At 48.7% G+C, this 19,397-nt stretch carries 22 protein-coding genes and 3 tRNA genes; 11 read left to right on the top strand and 14 right to left on the bottom strand.

All coding sequences use genetic code 11. From position 1 onward, the window contains the following. The first annotated feature begins 16 nt into the window (after window positions 1-16). The 8 genes from ACQ4MZ_RS28615 (at window position 17) to ACQ4MZ_RS28580 (ending at window position 7,036) form a co-directional block, all read left to right on the top strand. Entirely contained in the window at window positions 17-970 is a 954-nt protein-coding gene (locus tag ACQ4MZ_RS28615) for a proton-conducting transporter membrane subunit (protein WP_430851062.1), read from the top strand. 180 nt (window positions 971-1,150) lie between these two features. Then, window positions 1,151-2,329 carry a cysteine desulfurase family protein gene (locus ACQ4MZ_RS28610; protein WP_430851060.1) on the top strand — a complete coding sequence of 393 codons (1,179 nt, stop codon included), beginning with the start codon at window positions 1,151-1,153 and terminating at the stop codon, window positions 2,327-2,329. Further along, complete coding sequence (locus ACQ4MZ_RS28605; protein ID WP_430851058.1) at window positions 2,295-3,491, top strand: XdhC family protein; 1,197 nt, start codon at window positions 2,295-2,297, stop codon at window positions 3,489-3,491. The genes ACQ4MZ_RS28610 and ACQ4MZ_RS28605 overlap by 35 nt, the downstream gene beginning before the upstream one ends. A 6-nt stretch (window positions 3,492-3,497) precedes the next feature. Further along, window positions 3,498-4,097: a nucleotidyltransferase family protein gene (locus ACQ4MZ_RS28600; protein ID WP_430851055.1), complete on the top strand. Its 600-nt coding sequence runs from the start codon at window positions 3,498-3,500 to the stop codon at window positions 4,095-4,097. Between the two features lie 118 nt (window positions 4,098-4,215). Continuing rightward, window positions 4,216-5,049 (top strand): ATP-binding cassette domain-containing protein, encoded by an 834-nt coding sequence (locus ACQ4MZ_RS28595; protein WP_430851053.1) that lies wholly within the window; start codon window positions 4,216-4,218, stop codon window positions 5,047-5,049. 103 nt (window positions 5,050-5,152) lie between these two features. Then, the gene (locus tag ACQ4MZ_RS28590) at window positions 5,153-5,968 is read left to right on the top strand and encodes a hypothetical protein (protein ID WP_430851051.1); all 816 of its coding nucleotides are present in this window, start codon (window positions 5,153-5,155) and stop codon (window positions 5,966-5,968) included. A 12-nt stretch (window positions 5,969-5,980) separates the two neighbouring features. Continuing rightward, window positions 5,981-6,361 carry a GntR family transcriptional regulator gene (locus tag ACQ4MZ_RS28585; protein ID WP_430851049.1) on the top strand — a complete coding sequence of 127 codons (381 nt, stop codon included), beginning with the start codon at window positions 5,981-5,983 and terminating at the stop codon, window positions 6,359-6,361. A 3-nt stretch (window positions 6,362-6,364) separates the two neighbouring features. Continuing rightward, a complete protein-coding gene (locus ACQ4MZ_RS28580) occupies window positions 6,365-7,036 on the top strand; it encodes a hypothetical protein (protein ID WP_430851047.1) in 672 nt (223 codons plus the stop codon). 82 nt (window positions 7,037-7,118) lie between these two features. On the opposite strand, the gene ACQ4MZ_RS28575 is transcribed toward ACQ4MZ_RS28580, so the two are convergent. From ACQ4MZ_RS28575 to gndA, 5 genes are all read right to left on the bottom strand, one after another. Then, the gene (locus ACQ4MZ_RS28575) at window positions 7,119-7,952 is read right to left on the bottom strand and encodes an SPFH domain-containing protein (protein WP_430851045.1); all 834 of its coding nucleotides are present in this window, start codon (window positions 7,950-7,952) and stop codon (window positions 7,119-7,121) included. Window positions 7,953-7,958: 6 nt separating this feature from the next. After that, window positions 7,959-8,135, bottom strand: a complete 177-nt coding sequence (locus tag ACQ4MZ_RS28570) for a hypothetical protein (protein ID WP_430851043.1) — start codon at window positions 8,133-8,135, stop codon at window positions 7,959-7,961. 167 nt (window positions 8,136-8,302) lie between these two features. Then, entirely contained in the window at window positions 8,303-9,022 is a 720-nt protein-coding gene (pgl, locus tag ACQ4MZ_RS28565) for a 6-phosphogluconolactonase (protein WP_430851041.1), read from the bottom strand. Between the two features lie 3 nt (window positions 9,023-9,025). Continuing rightward, complete coding sequence (gene zwf / locus ACQ4MZ_RS28560; protein ID WP_430851039.1) at window positions 9,026-10,531, bottom strand: glucose-6-phosphate dehydrogenase; 1,506 nt, start codon at window positions 10,529-10,531, stop codon at window positions 9,026-9,028. Window positions 10,532-10,543: 12 nt separating this feature from the next. Continuing rightward, on the bottom strand, window positions 10,544-11,956 hold the full coding sequence (gene gndA, locus ACQ4MZ_RS28555) for an NADP-dependent phosphogluconate dehydrogenase (RefSeq protein ID WP_430851037.1): 1,413 nt from the start codon (window positions 11,954-11,956) through the stop codon (window positions 10,544-10,546). A gap of 175 nt (window positions 11,957-12,131) precedes the next feature. On the opposite strand from gndA, the gene ACQ4MZ_RS28550 reads away from it, so the two are divergent. Both ACQ4MZ_RS28550 and ACQ4MZ_RS28545 read left to right on the top strand, forming a co-directional pair. Beyond that, window positions 12,132-12,593, top strand: coding sequence for a hypothetical protein (locus tag ACQ4MZ_RS28550; RefSeq protein WP_430851035.1), 462 nt, complete (start codon window positions 12,132-12,134; stop codon window positions 12,591-12,593). A 353-nt stretch (window positions 12,594-12,946) separates the two neighbouring features. Further along, window positions 12,947-13,723, top strand: coding sequence for a hypothetical protein (locus ACQ4MZ_RS28545; protein ID WP_430851033.1), 777 nt, complete (start codon window positions 12,947-12,949; stop codon window positions 13,721-13,723). A 47-nt stretch (window positions 13,724-13,770) separates the two neighbouring features. Here the strand turns inward: ACQ4MZ_RS28545 and ACQ4MZ_RS28540 are convergent. The 9 genes from ACQ4MZ_RS28540 to ACQ4MZ_RS28500 all read right to left on the bottom strand — a co-directional run bounded on the left by ACQ4MZ_RS28540 (window position 13,771) and on the right by ACQ4MZ_RS28500 (window position 18,049). After that, window positions 13,771-13,844, bottom strand: a tRNA-Ala gene (locus ACQ4MZ_RS28540). A gap of 137 nt (window positions 13,845-13,981) precedes the next feature. Further along, entirely contained in the window at window positions 13,982-14,158 is a 177-nt protein-coding gene (locus tag ACQ4MZ_RS28535; protein WP_430851031.1) for a hypothetical protein, read from the bottom strand. Window positions 14,159-14,234: 76 nt separating this feature from the next. Further along, window positions 14,235-14,759 carry a 3'-5' exonuclease gene (locus ACQ4MZ_RS28530; protein WP_430851029.1) on the bottom strand — a complete coding sequence of 175 codons (525 nt, stop codon included), beginning with the start codon at window positions 14,757-14,759 and terminating at the stop codon, window positions 14,235-14,237. 151 nt (window positions 14,760-14,910) lie between these two features. Further along, window positions 14,911-15,936, bottom strand: coding sequence for a TonB family protein (locus ACQ4MZ_RS28525; protein WP_430851027.1), 1,026 nt, complete (start codon window positions 15,934-15,936; stop codon window positions 14,911-14,913). 38 nt (window positions 15,937-15,974) lie between these two features. Continuing rightward, on the bottom strand, window positions 15,975-16,328 hold the full coding sequence (locus ACQ4MZ_RS28520) for a PadR family transcriptional regulator (protein ID WP_015814590.1): 354 nt from the start codon (window positions 16,326-16,328) through the stop codon (window positions 15,975-15,977). 95 nt (window positions 16,329-16,423) lie between these two features. Continuing rightward, the gene (locus ACQ4MZ_RS28515) at window positions 16,424-16,894 is read right to left on the bottom strand and encodes an Lrp/AsnC ligand binding domain-containing protein (RefSeq protein ID WP_015814589.1); all 471 of its coding nucleotides are present in this window, start codon (window positions 16,892-16,894) and stop codon (window positions 16,424-16,426) included. 332 nt (window positions 16,895-17,226) lie between these two features. Next, window positions 17,227-17,523: a hypothetical protein gene (locus ACQ4MZ_RS28510; protein WP_430851024.1), complete on the bottom strand. Its 297-nt coding sequence runs from the start codon at window positions 17,521-17,523 to the stop codon at window positions 17,227-17,229. Between the two features lie 286 nt (window positions 17,524-17,809). Further along, window positions 17,810-17,883: transfer RNA gene (locus tag ACQ4MZ_RS28505), tRNA-Asp, on the bottom strand. Between the two features lie 92 nt (window positions 17,884-17,975). Continuing rightward, window positions 17,976-18,049, bottom strand: a tRNA-Asp gene (locus ACQ4MZ_RS28500). A gap of 162 nt (window positions 18,050-18,211) precedes the next feature. On the opposite strand from ACQ4MZ_RS28500, the gene ACQ4MZ_RS28495 reads away from it, so the two are divergent. Further along, window positions 18,212-19,312, top strand: a complete 1,101-nt coding sequence (locus tag ACQ4MZ_RS28495; RefSeq protein ID WP_430851022.1) for a Nif3-like dinuclear metal center hexameric protein — start codon at window positions 18,212-18,214, stop codon at window positions 19,310-19,312. Window positions 19,313-19,397 lie beyond the last annotated feature (85 nt).

Raw genomic sequence — 19,397 nt, 5'->3', positions numbered from 1 at the left:
TTTTTTGAATGAGTGTATGTTTTGGAGTGATTTCCATTTTGACGGTTTGACGCTGGCCTATCTTGCCATCGGATTGGCTATGGTGCTTCTGGCCGTCTGGAATGGCCACGAAACACTGCGTGGACATAGGCACTGGCTCCGTTTTGTATGCACGGTTGTGCTTTTTTGTGCGGGTTACGGGTTCACTATTTTTTCTGGTGGTTTAAAAACGTTGCTGCTCGGCTGGGAGATCATGGGCATCGCTTCATTTCTGCTCATTATCTTCCACCGAGATTTTAAAAACACTGGTGGCCCGACACTCGGTGGCCCGACGCTCGGCATTCCGGCGAAAGCCTTCTTTATATATCGCTTAGGTGATGTGGGCTTGCTCCTTGCCATGTGGGCAAGCCACCACCTCGGGCGGGAAAGCGCGGCGATGGTCTCACTGCTGTTACTGGTGACGGCTTCCATGCAAGCGTCGCAGTTGCCGATTTCCTCTTGGCTGCCGCAAACGATAGAGAATTCCGCAACAGCAAGCGCGATTCTGCTGGCTACACTTACGGTACAAATGGGTACGTTTTTGTTGCTGCGTTCTTACCCGTTTTGGGAGCATCAGCTTTTCATCCGCGTGCTCATTGGATTGCTCGGGCTAAGTGCAGCTGCGATGGCGGCAGGGTTTGCAAGGGTTCAATCGTCGGTGAAACGGCGCATTGCCTACGTTTCGATAGCCAACACGGGACTCATTTTTATCGAAGTAGCTGCGGGATTTAAAAGCCTGGCGCTCATACATATCGCAGGAAATGCATTCCTGAGTGCGTACCGGCTATTGGTTCCGCCTGCACTTGTGGCCGAGGACGGGGAAGAAAGGTTTCATTTGAATAAAAAGACCTGGGAGGACCGGCTGCCTAAAAAGCTGAAATACACCATTTACATGTTCTATACCAAGGAATGGGGCTTGTATGCCCGCCTTTCGAAGTACCTCAGACCATGACACCATTATATGTTAACCCACTCATTAAATCATCAAACTGAATACCGATTTTCATAATTATAGTTAACCTGTTCGTTTAAGTTTTGGAAACCATCTCATGTTTAAAATGAGATGGTTTTTTGTTTAATTTGAACTAAGCCCGCGTGTTTTGCTTTTTTAAATAAAAACCAGCCTTTACCCTTGAAATTACCTGCTTACCTGGATAATAACGCTACCACCCCTGTGGACCCGAGGGTTTTACAGGAGATGCTTCCCTATTTCTCGGACAGGTTCGGAAATGCGGCCAGCCGCACGCATTCCTATGGCTGGGAAGCCGAAGAATCAGTGGACATCGCGCGGGAGCAGATCGCCAACCTCATAGGCGCGCATCCGCAGGAGATTGTTTTTACATCCGGCGCTACAGAGGCTGTGAACCTGGCCATTAAAGGTGTTTTTGAAAATTCCCCACGGCCGGAAAAGCACATGGTCACGGTATGCACCGAACACAAGGCTGTGCTCGATACATGCAAACACATCGAGCGCCTCGGCGGCAATGTTACCTACCTGCCTGTCGATGCAAATGGGCTCATCAGCCTCGCAGAGCTTGAAAATGCCATTACCGACCACACTATTCTCATTGCCGTGATGTATGCTAATAACGAGACAGGCGTAATCCAGCCCGTTCGTGAAATAGCTGCCATCGCGAAAAAGCATCATATTCCATTCCTGTCAGACGCCACGCAGGCTGTCGGTAAGATCCCGGTAAATGTCCAGAACGACGGGATCGACCTGCTGGCATTGAGTGCGCACAAAATCTACGGCCCCAAAGGCGTAGGTGCATTATATGTCCGCAAGAAGAACCCTGCTATTACCTTAACCGCGCAAATCGACGGTGGCGGCCACGAGCGGAATATGCGCAGCGGCACACTGAATGTCCCTGGCATTGTCGGGCTTGGCTGGGCCTGTGAGATAGCCGGTGCGGAAATGGCCCGTGAGAGCAAGCGCGTTGCTGCGCTCAGGAACGCATTTGAAGTGGAATTACTCGTACTGCAAGACATTGAGATCAACGCAGATGAGGCACGAAGGCTTCCGCATTGTACCAACATTTCATTCGGGCAGGTGGATGGTGAAAAGCTGATATTCGAAGCGGGAAGCGACCTGGCGTTTTCGCGCAGCTCGGCGTGTACCTCCGCCACTTTGGAGCCGAGTTATGTACTGAAAGCGATGGGGTTTTCCGACGAGCGCATCCATAACTCGTTCCGTTTCAGTTTCGGGAGATTTTCTACGGAGGAGCATGTAAACCACGCCGTTTCCGTTATTTCAAAGATTGTAAAACAACACCGCCATGAAAGAGATCACGGACATCATCCGGTCGTATGAGCAGGCATTGATTTCGGGGAAGCGCATGGCGCTCGCGACGGTCGTGCATGTGGAGGGCTCCTCGTACAGGCGCCCTGGTGCACGGATGCTCGTGACCGACGACGGCCAACTTACCGGCGCTATCAGCGGCGGATGCCTCGAAGGCGATGCACTGCGGAAGGCATTACTGGCCATTTCACAGCAGAAAAACAAGCTGGTAACCTACGATACCACCGACGAAAACGATACCACGCTGGGCGTCCAGCTCGGCTGTAATGGTATTGTGCATATCCTTTTTGAACCTATTCAGACAGCCGACGCCGAGAATCCGGTAGAGCTACTGAAAAAGGTTTTGGCCAAACGGCAAAATGCGGTCCTGGTAACATTGTTCTCCCTGCACTCCCGCACGGGCGCGCAACCCGGTACCTGCTTCCTGCATTTGCAGACGGACGACCAGGTAACGTGCACCTGCACTGAGGCTGAAATGTACGACCAACTGCTCTCCGAAACACAGGCAGCCTACAAGCGGGGCGATTCATTTTTTAAGGCATTTGAGAATAAATCGCTGACCGGATTCATTGAATATTTCAACATCCCTCCTTCCCTCGTTATCGCCGGCGCGGGCAACGATACGGTACCGCTCACCGAAATGGCGAGTGTTCTGGGCTGGGATGTTACGGTAGTCGATGGCCGGAGCGGGCATGCCACGCGGCAACGGTTTCCCACGGCCGGGAAAGTACTGGTATCGCGTGCTGAGGATGTTTTGAAGCACATTACCGTCGATGAGCGGACGTTTGTCGTGCTCATGACGCACAATTACAATTACGACCTCGCATTACTGAAACAGCTGCTAACCGTGGATGCTTGCCGGTATGTAGGCGCATTAGGCCCGAAGAAAAAGCTGGAACGAATGTATGCAGAGTTGGAAAGTGAAGGAACGGTGATTACCGACGAACAAAAGGCCAAGGTATACGGGCCGGTAGGGCTGGATATTGGTGCGGAAACCTCCGAAGAGATCGCATTGGCCATACTGGCAGAAATCAAGGCCGTGCTGGGCAGGCGGGTTGGGTTTTCGCTTCGTGAAAAGCTGGAACCGATCCACAGCCGCTCCGATCAGCGCGTCGATTACACCCGCGAAGAGAAAGAGGATTTTCTCTGTGCAGTACAAACCGTAACACCCTGACCCGCCATGCCGCACAACCAATATGGCATTGTAGTCCTTGCTGCGGGCAATTCTTCCCGGCTCGGCGAGCCCAAGCAGTTGCTGCAATTTCAAGGCAAAAGTCTGATCCGGCACATTGCAGAAGCGGCACTGGCAACGGTCGGCAGTAACGTGATCGTTGTTACTGGCTCCAATGCGGAGGCAATTGAAACAGAATTGAAAAACTTGCCCTGCAAGCTGGCATTCAACGCCGACTGGCAGGAAGGGATGTCGGCTTCCATTAAAACCGGCATTAATACGCTGCAATTAGGTAATCAATTTGTCAAAGGCGCGATTCTGACGGTAAGCGACCAGCCGTTTGTTTCGACGGAAGTGTTTAATGCATTAATTATCAATTTCGAAGAAACTGCAAAAGGTATCGTAGCCTCCCGATACAGCGATTCGCTCGGCACACCTGCATTTTTTGCAGCCTCCTACTTCCCTGCCCTGCTCCAACTCACCGGCGCCGAGGGCGCAAAAAAGCTCTTCAAACGCTACGCCGACGACGTTTCTGCCTACGCATTTTCACAAGGCAGCATCGATATCGACACCCGGGAAGATTATAATCGACTGATCTCCGGCATTTAAACAGCTTTTTTTTTCAGTATTTATCCAAAAATAAATTTTCGCTCAATGGTTGCGAATGTAGAATCAATATTTACATTTGCAGTGTACTATTTAACTAGAACACTAAAACAATCATGAAATGATCCGACTCAATCAGGTGTCATTCGGGTACAGCAAGCGCAAGATGCTTTTTGAAAATCTTGACCTGCACCTCGAACCCGGCCACATTTACGGGCTGCTGGGCAAGAACGGCGCAGGCAAATCCAGTTTGTTGCGGAATATGGCCGGGCTGCTCTTTCCGCTCGCGGGTAAAATCGATGTAGTAGGTTATGAACCTAAAAAGCGGCTTCCGGCATTTTTGCAGGATATTTTCTTCATTCCAGAGGAAATCTATCTTCCGTCGGTTACGGTTGACAAGTACCTGAGCCTTATGGCGCCTTTTTATCCCAAATTCGACGAAACGCAATTTCGCAACTACATCGCCGAGCTCGATATTCCGGTCGCCAACAAGCTCACAGGCATGTCGTACGGGCAGAAAAAGAAGGTACTGATCGCATTCGCATTATCGACCAATACGCGGGTGCTGATAATGGACGAGCCTACCAATGGCCTCGATATTCCATCCAAAAGCCAGTTCCGCCGATTGGTATCCTCGGCGCTGGACAAAGACCGGCTGATCCTGATTTCCACCCACCAGGTCCGCGACCTCGATAACCTGATCGACGCCATTGTCATACTCGAAGACAGCAAGATCATGATCAAACACAGCCTCGATATCGTCGCCGAACGTCTTTGCTTCCGCGAACTGTCGAGTATCGAGTTGGACGAGCGCGTGTTGTATTCCGAACCTTCTTTGCGTGGTTACCGGGCTGTTTTCGAAAATTCTACTCAGGAAGAAAGCCGCGTGGACCTGGAACATCTGTTCAACGCAGTACTCGAAAATCCAGCCCGTATCCGCAAAATCTTCGCCTGACCATGCGCCTGTTCATCCTATTCCTGCTTGCGGCCATGAGCTTGCTCGCGCGTTACGTGCTCCCGTTCCTGATCCCTGTGCATTCTTCCCCCATTTATTAGCCATGAACCAGATCTTTAACATTCACCGTTTCACATTGGCCTTTCGACTGGAAATCGCTGAAAGAGGCCGGAATTACTTACTTATGGCAGCGCTGATGGCCTTCGCGATGACCGTTCTGATGGTTCCCGTTACGATGTCGCGCGAATTCAGCGGATTCAGGGAGGTGTTACATTTTTTTTCATTATTCCTGATTCTTCTTTTCGGGGGCAGCTTGTTTACGAGCGGCGCGCTGTCTCAATATACAAGCTCCGCCACCGGCATTTCCGGATTAATGATCCCGGCTTCGACTACTGAAAAGTTTTTGAGCTCGCTGCTATTTACCCTACTTTTCCTCGTTCCGCTGTTTTGCTTTTACTGGTGGCTGCACTACTACACATTGGAAATAGCCAACGCAAAGCTTACCAACCAGGCCTTCAAATACCACCCAATACCCGTCGATATTGTGAATTACACCACATTCGGGTATTTCGGTATTCACGCTTGTGTGTTTTTCGGGTCAATTTTTTTCAAAAAGAATGCTTACATCAAAACTGCGGTCGTCGTGATAGGCATCGCCTTCGTGGTCAGCGTCGTCAACACGATGATTGCCATCAATTTCACAGATAATCCCACCAGAGTGACCGCATTGCCGTTGAGCGGCTGGAAATTGTGGTATTATAATGAAGACGGTAATGCAACAAAATGGCGATTTGCCTCAATTTTCTACTACCTCCCGCTGTCCGATAATCTTTTGCTGATGGCGCAACTCGTTACGGGGGCATTTATCATACTGCTCTGGATGTGCGCATTTTATCAGCTGAAAGAGCGGGAGATTTAACATTTGAAAACAATGGAATTTAAAGACAAACAGGCCATTTACCTTCAAATCGCGGATTATATCTGTGAGCAGATCCTGCTGGGCAAATGGCCGCCGGGCGAGCGCATTCCCTCGGTTCGCGACCTCGCTGCAATGATAGAAGTTAATCCAAACACGGTCATGAGAACATACGACTTTCTGCAAGGCAAGGAGATCATTTTCAATAAAAGGGGCATTGGTTACTCTGCCGACGAAAAGGCGGCTGAAAAAATCCTCGATTACAAAAAGGAGCGCTTTCTCGCTACCGAACTGCCGGAGTTCTTCAAAAATATCTACCTACTGGGCATAGATATCAATGAGCTACGCGCGCGGTACGAGAAGTTTGTGGAAGAAATGTACCCTTTAACCAAATAGATCATGAAGACCAGCCATATACTTTTCCTCTCGACCCTCTCACTTTTTATAGCATTCACGCTGGGTATCAATTGGATACTAAAAGGCGAGTTCGAAAAAATCGACAAGACTGATCCTTATGTAGGTTTTTCCAGTCATCCGCTGAAACCATTTAAATATGTCAAACTTCACGGCACCGGTTTCGGGCTGACGGAAATCCGGACGGATAAAGCGCCTGAACTGAAAATGACCATCGAGCCAAAATTCCTCGATTGGAAAGTCTCCAACGACACGCTGACGATCTTCTATAAAGACGATTGGAAACGTAATAACATGGTCATCGGCGCGGATTACGAGTCGCGGCCGTCGATTTATGTGTTCACGCCGGAATTAGCAGGTATCACTTCCGACCAGATTCGATCGAGGGTTATGGGTGCTAAAACTCCTCATTTGGACATTCACCAGAATGGCGACGGCATGCTGATCATGCGTTCCCAAATCCCGGAAATCAAGGCTGACATTAAGCATAACGGTTACCTGCGCCTTCACGCTTCCAACAATCCTATGAATGTGGACATTCAGGTGGCGGACACCAGTTCTTTCCAAAGCGATAGGGACATATTCAAACGCTTCAATGCCTCGATCGACAGCACGGCCCATTTGACTGTGCCGGGAAGTGTTATCAAAAAATTCTAATAAAAAACGCCCCGGAACTGATAACCGTAGAAGTTACGTGCTTCTGCGGACGGTCGTTCCGGGGCCTTTTGTTGGTTTGGCCTTACTTAATCCCCAACATCAAACTCGTGCTACCGCCCGCATTCGTGGTCGGCAGCACGCCATTCCATTTGGCAACCCATTCTTGCTGTATAAGCAATGGCGTCAGTGTTTTTTGTCTCAACTGGTTGGCCTCCGCTTCCGCCTTGGCTTTGATTAGTGTAGCTTTCGCCTGCCCTTCCGCACGGGCAATGAGGACTTTAGCCTCCGCTTCGGCTTGTTTCGCCTGGTTTTCGGCTTTCAGACGCGCCTGGATCGAGGCGTTCTTTTCGTCGATCATTTGCCTCAAAGATGGCGGCGGGGTGATGGCTGATGTCAGCTGGTCATATACGAAGCCGTCTTTGCCCAGTGTTTTAGTCAAAACATTCTGAACCCGGTCTTCGAAAACTTCCCGGTTAGACATGACGCTATCGGAGGTAAATGAGTTCGCTACAATTCGGTAGGCGTCGTAGATGGTGTTTTTCATAAATCCCTGCTGGATTTCCACTAACGGTCGTCTGTATTGGCGGTAGATTTGCGGCACTTTGTCGGGGTTAATGTGGTAGTTCAATTTCGGGTCCACTTTGAATTCCGCGGCGTCTTTGGTCGTGATCACAAAGGATTCATAATCAACACTCTGTGTATACGTCGGAAACTCCACGATCTTGGTCGTCCAGGAGTTATACCAGACGCGGCCCGTCACCAAGGTGATATTGTCGACGCCTTTCTCGCTGCCGTACAGGTTAATGCGGATACCTACATTACCCGCGTCGATATTTTCGAACGAAAACGGCTGTATCGCGAGGGCTATGATGAATACGATGGTTGTCAGAATTCCAATAATAATGTTTCTCTTCATGTTCGCTTATAGTTTAGATTTCAATTGGTTTACGATTTGCCCCAGGACAATATATAGGAAATAAAGTGCGCCGCCGATAATCGCCAAACCGGCAAAAACGAGCCAATCGGACTGGGCATTGACGAGCCGGAGCGCGTAGGTTACCACGATGATAACCGCCGCGATTTTCAGAATGTGTACCATGTGAGTGAGGTTTGTTTTCCGTAAAATTAATACCCTGCCGAACGAAGGGCCGTTAGATTTTATCCAATGGCGCTGCGGATTGTTGAGCGCTTCAAAAACCCCATAAACAGCACGAAGCGCGCCGACGGATCGACGCGCTTCGCAGCAATTGGAATAACAATATAATCTTAAAGCAATGCAGCCGCAGCTTCGTCCACAAACCAGTGCAATTGCCCTTTTACAGGCTGAATGATCTGTGACGGATAGAGATCGATATTTCTATCTCCTTTCAAAACCTGCTTCAAAACTTCCGCCTTGCCAGCGCCAGCCGCCAGGAACGCCACGCAAGCTGCATTGTTGACAACCGGGGCCGTGAGCGTAATGCGGTACATGTCCTGGGCTTGCAGGAAAAATGAAGTCGCTAGCGCATTTTGTTCATGAATCACCTTTGTACCCGGGAACAGTGACAATGTGTGACCGTCATCTCCCATGCCGAGCAATACGAAATCAAAAGTCGTTTCGGAGCCGTCGAAATAGCTTTTTACTATTTGCTCATATTCAGCAGCTGATTCTTCGGGAGTTATATCTGTGCGCATGATATGGATGTTTTCAGCCTTCACAGGCACTTTATCCAGCAGTTCTTCATAGCACATTTTGGCATTATTCCGCGAATCCTCAAACGGCACCGCGCGCTCGTCACCCCAAAAGAAATGCAGTTTCTCCCAGGGAATCGACTCTTTGTAAGGCGATTCGGCCAGTAATGCGTACAATGCTTTTGGCGTACTTCCACCCGACAACACGAACGTGAAACGGTCCTGTTTGGCAAGCACTTGCTGAATGTAATTATTAATCCATTCAGCCAGGCTGGCACTTAATGTTTTGGTATCCTTCTCGATATGCAACTCCATAGCTTACGGGGTTGGAGGCAGGTTGAGCCAGGTATGTCCGTCGCGGGCGATGAGTGCGTCGGCTGCGTCCGGACCCCACGAATCAGGTGCATAGTTCGGGAAATCCTGCGGCGGGCGGTTTTCCCACGCTTCCAGGATCGGCATGATCACTCTCCACGCGGCATCCACCTGGTCATTACGCATGAACAGCGTCGCATCGCCTTCCATTACGTCCAAAAGTAAGGTTTCGTACGCCTCTGGTGCGTGCTCCCCTGCTGCATCGTAATCGAAAGTCATATCCACCGGATCGAGCATCATCGTTTGTCCCGGGCGCTTGGCCTGGAAGCGGATGCTGATATCCATATTTGGCTGAATGCTGATGGTCAGACGGTTGGAACGCCAGGTCTCAGCAGATTCGGGCGGGAATGCATAATGCGGCGCCTGTTTGAAATGCAGTGTAATATGGGTCGCTTTCTGGTTCAGGTATTTACCGGTACGAACGTAGAAAGGAACGCCCTGCCAGCGCCAGTTGTCGATATAGAACTTCACCGCCGCGAATGTATCAATATTCGACTGCGGGTTCACGCCTTCTTCCTGCCGATAACCGACCACTTTCTCACCTTTTTTCCAGCCACCCGAGTATTGTCCACGAACAGCGAAATCGTGTACCTGCTCCTTGGTAATGCGGCGGATCGCATTTAGTACATCCACCTTTTTATTACGGATCTCATTCGCATCGAACGACACCGGCGGTTCCATTGCGATCATACACAGGATTTGCAGAATGTGGTTCTGCACCATGTCGCGCAATGCGCCCGCGTGTTCGAAATAGCCTCCGCGGCCTTCCAAACCCACTGCCTCCGCTGCCGTGATCTGGATATGATCAATATAATTACGGTTCCAAAGCGGCTCGAACAATGCATTCGCAAAACGCAGTGCAAGGATGTTCTGAACCGTTTCTTTGCCCAGGTAATGGTCGATACGGAAGATTTGCTCCTCGGCGAACATGCTCGAAAGCAGCAGGTTCAATTCGTGAGCACTTTCCAGGTCGTGCCCGAATGGTTTCTCCACTACAATGCGGGTCGTGCTTTTATCCCCGCAGAGCTTCAATGCGCCCAGTTTCTGAGCGATCGAAGGGACAAGCTGAGGCGCCACCGCGAGGTAGAAGATCACATTGGGATGCACACCCCATTCTTCTTCCTTCTCTTTAACCAGATCGGTGATCTTGTGGTAAGCTTCCGCATCGTCCCCGTCCATTTGCAGGTAGGAAACGTGCTGCGTGAAATCCGTCCAGTGACCATTTTGCTTACCCTTGCGGCGCGAGAATTTCGTCACGCCGTCCAGCAAATGCTCATGGTATTTTTCATTGGAATAAGCGCTCCGGCCGATACCCGCGATTGCAAACTGATCGGGCATCCAGTTATCCAAAAACAAGTTATAGAGAGCGGGAGTGAGTTTCCGGTAGTTGAGGTCCCCGCTTCCTCCGAAGATAAAGAGCACCGAGGCAGGGGGACGTTTATTGGTTTGCATAAAATTTCTGATTTATTGTTGACCCCATTCTGTATGGAATGTACCTGGGATATCGGTACGTTGGTACGTATGTGCGCCAAAGTAGTCACGTTGCGCCTGGATCAGGTTCGTAGGCATGTACGCTGTTTTGTAGGCATCGAAGTACGCCAGCGACGACATCAAAGCAGCAGCCGGGATGCCCGACTGGGCGGCAAATGCGATCAGCGAACGCGTATTACCTTCCACAGACTTAACCAATGCAGCTACCTCTTGGTTCAACAGAATATTGGACAATTCCGGGGTTTGCTTGTAGGCGTTCGTAAACACGCTAAGGAGCGACGAACGGATAATGCAACCGCCTCTCCACACGCTCACTACGTCTGTCAGCGGGATCTCCATTTGCAGATCTTTCGACGCCTGGAACAGCATTGCGAGACCTTGCGCATAGGCCAGAATGGTGGCAAAGTACAATGCATCATGAACCTGCTGGATAAGCACCTGGGTCTCTTCTGAAATAGCGGTACTTGCTCCGTACAATTCGGCGGCAACCACTCTTTCGTCCTTATAGCCGGACAACGTACGCATCGCCACCGCCGTATCGATCACCGGAACGGCCACAGGCAGCTCCATCGAGTCTTGCGAAGTCCATTTACCGGTTCCTTTCGAACCTGCTTTGTCGGAAATCACGTCGACCAGGTGAGCGTCGGTCTTATCGTCTTTTTGCAGGAAAATATCGGCGGTAATTTCCACCAGGAACGATTGCAAATCACCTTCATTCCAGCTTTTGAATACTTCATGGAGCTGTTGGTTGCTCAAACCTGCTTTTTTCAGGATCGCATACGATTCGCTGATGAGCTGCATGATCGCATATTCGATACCGTTATGCACCATTTTCACATAATGGCCGGCACCTTCTTTGCCCAGGTAAGCCACGCAAGGCTCGCCATTTACTTTCGCTGCAATGGCTTCAAGCATCGGCTGCACGTGCGCATAAGCCTCCTTATCGCCTCCTGGCATAATGCTCGGGCCTGTACGGGCACCTTTTTCACCACCCGAAACACCGATTCCCATGAAATGAATGTCCTTTTCACGGAGGTATTTCACGCGACGGAGCGTGTCTGTATAGTGGGAGTTTCCTCCATCAATAATAACGTCGCCTTTTTCAAGAAGCGGTAACAGGGATGCAATCACATCGTCGACCGGCTGGCCGGCTGGCACGAGCATCATTACCTTGCGGGGGCGTTGCAACAGCTGGATCATTTGGGCAAGTTCCGAAACGCCCTTAACAGTGGTGCCCGGAGTGGCACTGGATTCCAACGCAGAATTTTTGGTTTCATCCTTATCGAAACCGATAACAGAGAAGCCATGATCGGCCATGTTCAGTAACAGGTTTCTTCCCATTACGCCCAGTCCGATCATTCCAAAATCGAATAAGTTCTGTGACATAGATTAAACGTCTTGAATTAAGAAGCTGCAATATCAGGGTTTTTCAAAGACCAGCTTACATCTTTGTTGACATTCTATTTAAAATTTAAAATCTTCTCGATATTTTATTAAATTCACTTCTACTATGGTTATTTTATAGTTATCTAAGTAGTTATTATTTACTATACACATTACTATGTACTACAAATTTATCAAGGTCGCCCTTCTGGCGATCCTCGCTTCGTGCAATGCGTTTTCGCAAGACTCGCTTGTTATCAAAAACCGCTTCCTGGAAAGAAAATTCACCATCGGTGATAATTCTTTCTACACATCCCGTTTCCAGCATCTTCTGACGAACAAAGATTACAGTCGCCCTGGCTCGGAGGAGTTTTATTTTACAATTAATGGTACACACGCGAGCAGCAACGGTGCGCATGGGCTATTCAATTACATTAAACACACCTCCACCAAAACCAGTGACGATATTCAGAAAGTGACCGTACAACTTGCCGGAAAGCGGAGTACCAGCGCAGAAAATGTGACAGTGCAATTAACCTACGAAGTATACGACGAGCTACCGGTGGTGCGAAAGCAAATCAGCATTACTAACAACACTTCAAAACCATCGCCGTCGCGGATCTGGAAGTCGAACGACTGAACCTCGTACCGGTTTCTTCTCAACAAAGCGAACTATACACCAATTACGGTTCGCGCTTCGCCTGGCGCCTCTACCACGGTGACCACCATGATGCTGCCATTTTTGTATACAACAATTATGCAAAAGAGGGATTTATCCTTGTTAATGAAGCGCCCAGCGTACTTAAAAAGACCGAAGTTTACGCCGATCATCATCGCATTTCGATCGGTATGACGAGCCTTGCCGATCACTATCCGTTGCCTCGGGGTATTATGATTATGTTTTAGAGAAAATAAAGCGCCACGTGCGCGAGAACGACCTGGCCTACATTAAACTGGATCTAGCCATCGCCAACTCTGCGTATGTGCTCGATTATGACAAAAAAGGGTGATTACAAATCCGAAGGCAAGGGTTACAAAGACCGCGAAAGTTCCTATTATGCCATCTATGAAAAGGCATTGCAGCTCTTCGACGACCTGCACAAAACATTCCCCGATCTGCTTATCGACTGCACGTATGAAGTGTGGGGAGAATACTATATTAATGACTATGCATTAATCGAACACGCCGATTACGATTGGCTTACCAACTATGATGACGACGCGCCTGTCGGACCGATCAACATCCGCCAAATGGCCTTCGACCGCAGCCGCGCCATCCCGACCGCGACCAACCTGATCGGCAACCAGTTTATGGACTCCCCGTATTCCAAGTACACGTTCTTGTCCCTAGCCTCGGTCAAACCAATCCTCGTCGGCGATTCCCGCAAGCTTCCAGCCGAACTGAAACCGTGGTATTTGAAATGGAATACCTGGTTCAAAATGATGGATCAGAAATACCAGTTTACACGCTTCTCCTATGTTTCGGACATTTTTCAGCGCCCCACCTTGAGCAACTGGGACGGCGTTTACAAATTCAACAAAGAGAAACATGGCGGCGTGCTGTTCTTTTTCAGAAACGGATCGGTTGAAAGCTCCCGCACATTTGCGTTTCCACTTGCCGAGCCTGGCAGCCGGTACCGACTCTTTTCGCCGGAGGATGAGAAGGATTGGGGCATTCGCAGCGGAAAGGATTTAATTGAAAAAGGAATTCAGATAACTATTGACACGCAGTTTGATGCGATGGTATTGGGTATTGAGAAGATAGAGTAGCCAAAAAGCAAAAATGCCGCTCCTGAGATTTCAGAAGCGGCATTTTGTGGAGAATATCGGATTCGAACCGACGACCTCTTGCATGCCATGCAAGCGCTCTAGCCAACTGAGCTAATCCCCCATTTCAATCATCGCCGGCTATCACTTTTCGACACCCGACCCTCATTTGAGGAGTGCAAAGATGAAACGGAGAATTTTCAGAAGCAAGCGCCTACGCACGTTTTTTTATGTATTTCTCACATTCATGATGCTTACGCGTCACCGCGAGCCCCCGCCGAACGCCTTCGCGAGCAGCCAGATTATAATGCCGATGATTCCCACAACGAGAATTACGCCCGTCCAAACGCCCGTCTTGAAAATATCGCCGATTAGCTCGCAGCTCATCAGTGTGAAGGATAAAAGGAGGATTATCAGAAGATTGATGTAAGCTTTCATGAGAAGGAATCATTTAGGTTAGTAATGTCTATCTGACCTTCAAAAACCATTCCATGAAAGATTGGGGCAGGATTTGCTACTGATATAAATCCATGGGGATAAGATTCTGCCTGTCGTTTAGCAGAAGTTTTTCAAAAAGACGGACGGTCGCTTCCGCATCGCCATGGGCGCGGTGCCGGTTTTCGATCATGATTTCCAGGCTCTCGCACAGATTTCCCAGGCTATATGATTTCAAGCCAGGAAAGATTTTCCGGCTTAGCTGCACAGTGCAAAGCAAATCGCGTTGAAAATACTCGTCCAACGCGCCGAATTCCCGTTTGATGAATCCGTAATCAAATTTCGCATTGTGGGCTACGAACCACGCATCGCGGGTCATGGCCCTTACGGCATCCTGGACATCGTAGAATGTGGGCGCATTTTTCACCATTTCATTATCGATCCCGGTAAGGCGGGTGATAAATGGTGGAATATACATTTCCGGGTTAATCAACGAGTGAAAAAAATCAACGATCCGGATACCATCGTGTCTGAAAACGGCAATCTCTGTAATACGTGAAGTCCCTCCCCCGCCTGTGGTCTCAATATCAACTATCGCATACATTAATTACTCACACTGAAATGGTTACTCACTAGTACTGTCATTATCCGGCCTGCGGTGGGAAAATTTGAATAGTACAAAAAAACGAAAAAATCCCCGCCGAAGCGAGGATTTTCTTCAATAACAGGGAGGCATCTACGCAAGAAGGCGATGATCAGTCCAGTTGAAATGCGATCGGCAGTGTAAATCTAACCCTCACCGGAACTCCAGCTTGTTTGCCTGGCATCCAGTCTTTCATCATTTTCACCACTCTTACCGCTTCCTCATCGCAACCAAACCCGATCCCCTTCACTGCGGCCGCATTCTCTATTTTTCCATCAGAACCTACTGTAAATTGTACGAATACCTTTCCTTGAATACCTGCACGTGATGCTTGCGAAGGATATTTCAGGTTTTTTCGCAGAAAAGCCGCCATCGCCTCGTTTCCTCCTGCATATTGGGGCGACTGTTCTACAAACGTAAAAGTCTCTTCTTTCCTCGCTTCAATCCCGGCAGCCTCGGCTTTGGGAGCCACCGCACTTTCAACAGGTGGGACAATCACATCAAGATCCTCTACCCCTTCCACGGTTTCCGTCGAAGGTTGGGCATTACTAAGGTCGTCAACCACCGGCGGTAGCTCTTCAATCTCGACTTTGTCGTCCGGAAGCACCTCAGGCGTCAGCGACTTCACCGTTTTCTGTACGGGCTCCGGTTCTTCCTTGGCGGGAGGCGGCGCAGGCGGCTCTTCCATCGTAACGTTGACCGTCTCCGCCTCCACGAGCCAGGCTACGTCATCAGGCTTTGGATCCGGTATCAATTTTGCATAAAGCTGCGGAAACATTACCAGCAGCAGAAAGAACGCTACACCCATTACAACCGCCCGTTGGACGGTCTGCCCGTAACCTTTTCTCAGATCATACGCACCGTACGACTTGTTACGGTTCTCGAAGACGATGTCATTGAGGGATTTTTCCATGGCTAATAGATTTTGATGATCAACACTCAGATTCAGGAGGGTTTGCGCATCAGCCGTCTTTACCATATCCTGGTAAATCTGCTCGAATGACTTGCCATCCCAAAGACTTTCCTCCGCTTCACAAGCCAGGTGGTCGAGAATCTCCGGAAGCAATCCCGGATCCAGCTTGCTTGCCTGCAAATACTTGCTTATTTGGTCAATGCGATTTTCCTGAAGGCGTTTCATAGATCGATCTGTTTAGAGATTAGCCATGTACCTATTCTTTATTCTGTTGCCAGGTTTTTAGGGGCAAGCAGCAATCTTACTGCCTCTATAAAACGCTCTAAGTCATTGGTTTTAGTACGGGCAGTTTCATTTCCTCGGTGCGTCAGGGAATAATATTTCCGAAGACGTCCGTCCACCTCCACCGACTCGGTCAGCAGCAACCCCTCTTGCTCAAGTTTATGGAGCACAGGATAAAGTGCACCGAACGTCAGGGCGATAGCGCCGCCCGTTCTGTCTTTTACTTCCTGGGTAATCTCATAACCATACATCCGGTCGTGCTCTGCCAGCAAATTCAACACGATGGTTTTCAATGTACCCCGTACATACTCGTTACTCGTTGTGTTATTCTCCATGAGTTAAATTTTTATACAGCAAATATATATAAGTTTTTTATATATACAACACAAATCTACAAATTTCTTTTGATGAGGTCAAGATAAATTTCAAACTAGCTCTCAGCCAGTGGAATAGAACGATTAATGCGCTCTTCTAACGAAATAAAGGTTTCCGTTCGCTGTATCCCGTTTACTTTCTGGATCTTGTCATGGAGGATTTCGCGGAGGTGCCCGGTGTCCCTGCACACTATCTTAAGGAAGATACTATAAATTCCCGTGGTATAATGGATATTCACAACTTCCGGAATGCCTTCAAGTTCGGTAGCCACTTGCTCGTACAACGAACTTTTATCCAGGTAGATTCCCAGGAAAGCGCTGATATCCCAGCCCAGCTTTGTAGGGTCGATCACGAGCTGGGAGCCCTTTACGATGCCCATTTGTTCCAGCTTTTTCATGCGCACATGCACGGTCCCGCCAGACACGAACACACGCTTCCCGATTTCCGTGTACGGTAACGCTGCGTTTTCGATGAGCAGGGAAAGGATGCGCAGGTCGGTATTATCAATATCTGAATATTTTTGCATTTTGTGTTAAAAGTTTGAATTCTTCGCAACAATTAGGCTCAAATTATGAAAGAATTGTAAATTTTAACAATTTTAAATGAAAATATTTTATAATTCAGATCAGAAGTTTTAGTTTTGCAAAACCAAATTAGAAAAAAGGCAGTAGCAATATTGCTTTTACTCTGTTTGAGATCACATTGTAGGGTGATGAAATTGGCAGCCATGCCCTCCTGTCTCGGGGGTGGTGAATAAGGGATAAACGCGGCATAATGCCGACGCAAGTCGACTGGGGTGGACCACCAACAGTATTTGTACCGTAGCTAACCGCACCGTGGGTGGTTCGAATCCCCCTCCTACAGCAAAAAAAACTTGACAAGCGATTTTTTTCGTATTAGTTTTATTTGGTTTTTAGTTTGTTGATGAAGTGTAATTTGACACGCGGGTTCATTTTGAAACCTGCGTGTTTTTTTTACGCCTTTTTTAAACGGGCGTAGCCATACTTTCACAGGTAGCAGCACAAAGCCTGCAAGCCTCTGCACAAACGCGGCAATGAGCCATCCCCATCGCCGCATGTTGCTCACATTCAGCGGCACACGCATTACAAATATCCGCACACACTCTGCAAAGGTGCGCACTAAAATCGCTTTCAAGCGTCATTAATTCCACAGCGGCGTGACATACTGCGGCACACTCCATGTCGAGCTGGATACATTTTCGAAGATGCGCAACATGTTCATCGCGTAGACACGCGGTCGCACAAGTGACACACGCCTGCGCGCATGACACGCACGCATCAATACATTCCTGAAATTGGTTACTGGCCATAACTTTCGTCGTTTGAGAAAAAGATCTAAAAAATCTTTCGCCAACATGAAAATCATACCAAAGCAGAAAGCCTTAAAATGCAAAAAGCCCAGATTCCTCTGAGCTTTTGTGCGGTCTGGACGGGACTCGAACCCGCGACCCCATGCGTGACAGGCATGTATTCTAACCAACTGAACTACCAAACCAAAAAATAAAGAACTTCAACTTAATCGGCGGTCTGGCTGAGCCGGCATTCCGGCGGGACTCGAACCAGTATACTACCTAACTTATTTCTCGGCGGTCTGGACGGGACTCGAACCCGCGACCCCATGCGTGACAGGCATGTATTCTAACCAACTGAACTACCAAACCGATTCGTTTTACAAGCGTTTTTGTAAAACGTGGTGCAAAACTACTACTAATATTTACGATTGCAACACCTTACACAGCAATTTAGTTATTTTATTTGCAAAAACAATAGCCCCTCAACTAAGAATATTCTGAAAATGAAATAGTTGAACCAAGAGAAAATTTATGACTTTCATCAAAGAAATTTTAACCGAGCTCGAAAAGCTGGCTCCGCTGCCTTATCAGGAGGATTACGACAACGCAGGCCTGCTGGTTGGCGCACCGGATACAGAAGTTACCGGCATTCTCTTCACACTGGATATAACGGAGGACATCGTTGACGAGGCCATCCGCAGGCAATGTAACCTCATTGTCGCACACCATCCCGTTATTTTCAAAGGTCTTAAAAAGCTTAATGGTAAGAATTATGTGGAGCGGACAGTCATCAAGGCTATTAAAAATGATATTGCGCTTTACGCCACGCACACCAATCTTGACCATGTGGTAGGAGGCGTAAACTGGCAAATCGCAAAGCGCCTGGGCCTTCAGAATATAAAAGTACTGGCACCTAAAAAACAGGTTCTGACCAAACTGGCTTTCTTCTGCCCCGTTGAAAACACCCGGGAAGTACTAAGCGCATTGTTCGAAGCAGGTGCCGGAGAAATCGGCGAATACAGCAATTGCAGCTTCCGAAGTGAAGGACTAGGCACATTTTTGCCAGGCAACAATGCAAACCCGGTCATCGGCGCACGCGGCGAACTGGAAACGGTGAAGGAACACCGCGTGGAGGTGATACTGCCTTCACATTTACAGGGATCGGTACTGAGCGCACTTAGGCGTACACACCCGTACGAGGAAGTGGCCTATTACATGTCTGCGCTCGAAAACGAAAACCAGGAAGTGGGTGCAGGTGCCATCGGCGAGCTTCCCGAGGCGATGGAATCCCTCGACTTTTTGAGTTATTTAAAGAACGGCATGGAAGCATCGGTCGTGAAACATACGGAACCGACCGGCAAGTCAATCCGCCGGGTGGCGGTATGTGGCGGGGCAGGCAGCTTTCTCCTGCGCAATGCCGTTTCCGCAGGCGCCGACGTGTACGTAACGGCGGACTACAAGTATCACGAATTTTTCGACGCCGAAGGACGTATCATGATCTGTGACATAGGGCATTACGAAAGCGAAGTGTTTACGAAAAATTTATTGCATGACTATATATCAGGAAAATTTAGTAATTTCGCACTCTGTTTGTCAGAAATCAGTACCAATCCGGTGCGGTATTTTTCCTGAAAACCGGTTTTGACAACGAATTCTGCTGATAATCTGTTTAAATTAGGGCTGACTACCTCACATTTCAAGCATTGAAACAAGTCCA

Origin of the sequence: Dyadobacter sp. BHUBP1 (assembly GCF_050587785.1) — a bacterium.
In the GTDB taxonomy this organism is placed as follows: domain Bacteria; phylum Bacteroidota; class Bacteroidia; order Cytophagales; family Spirosomataceae; genus Dyadobacter.
This window is presented reverse-complemented; position numbering and strand designations above follow the sequence as displayed.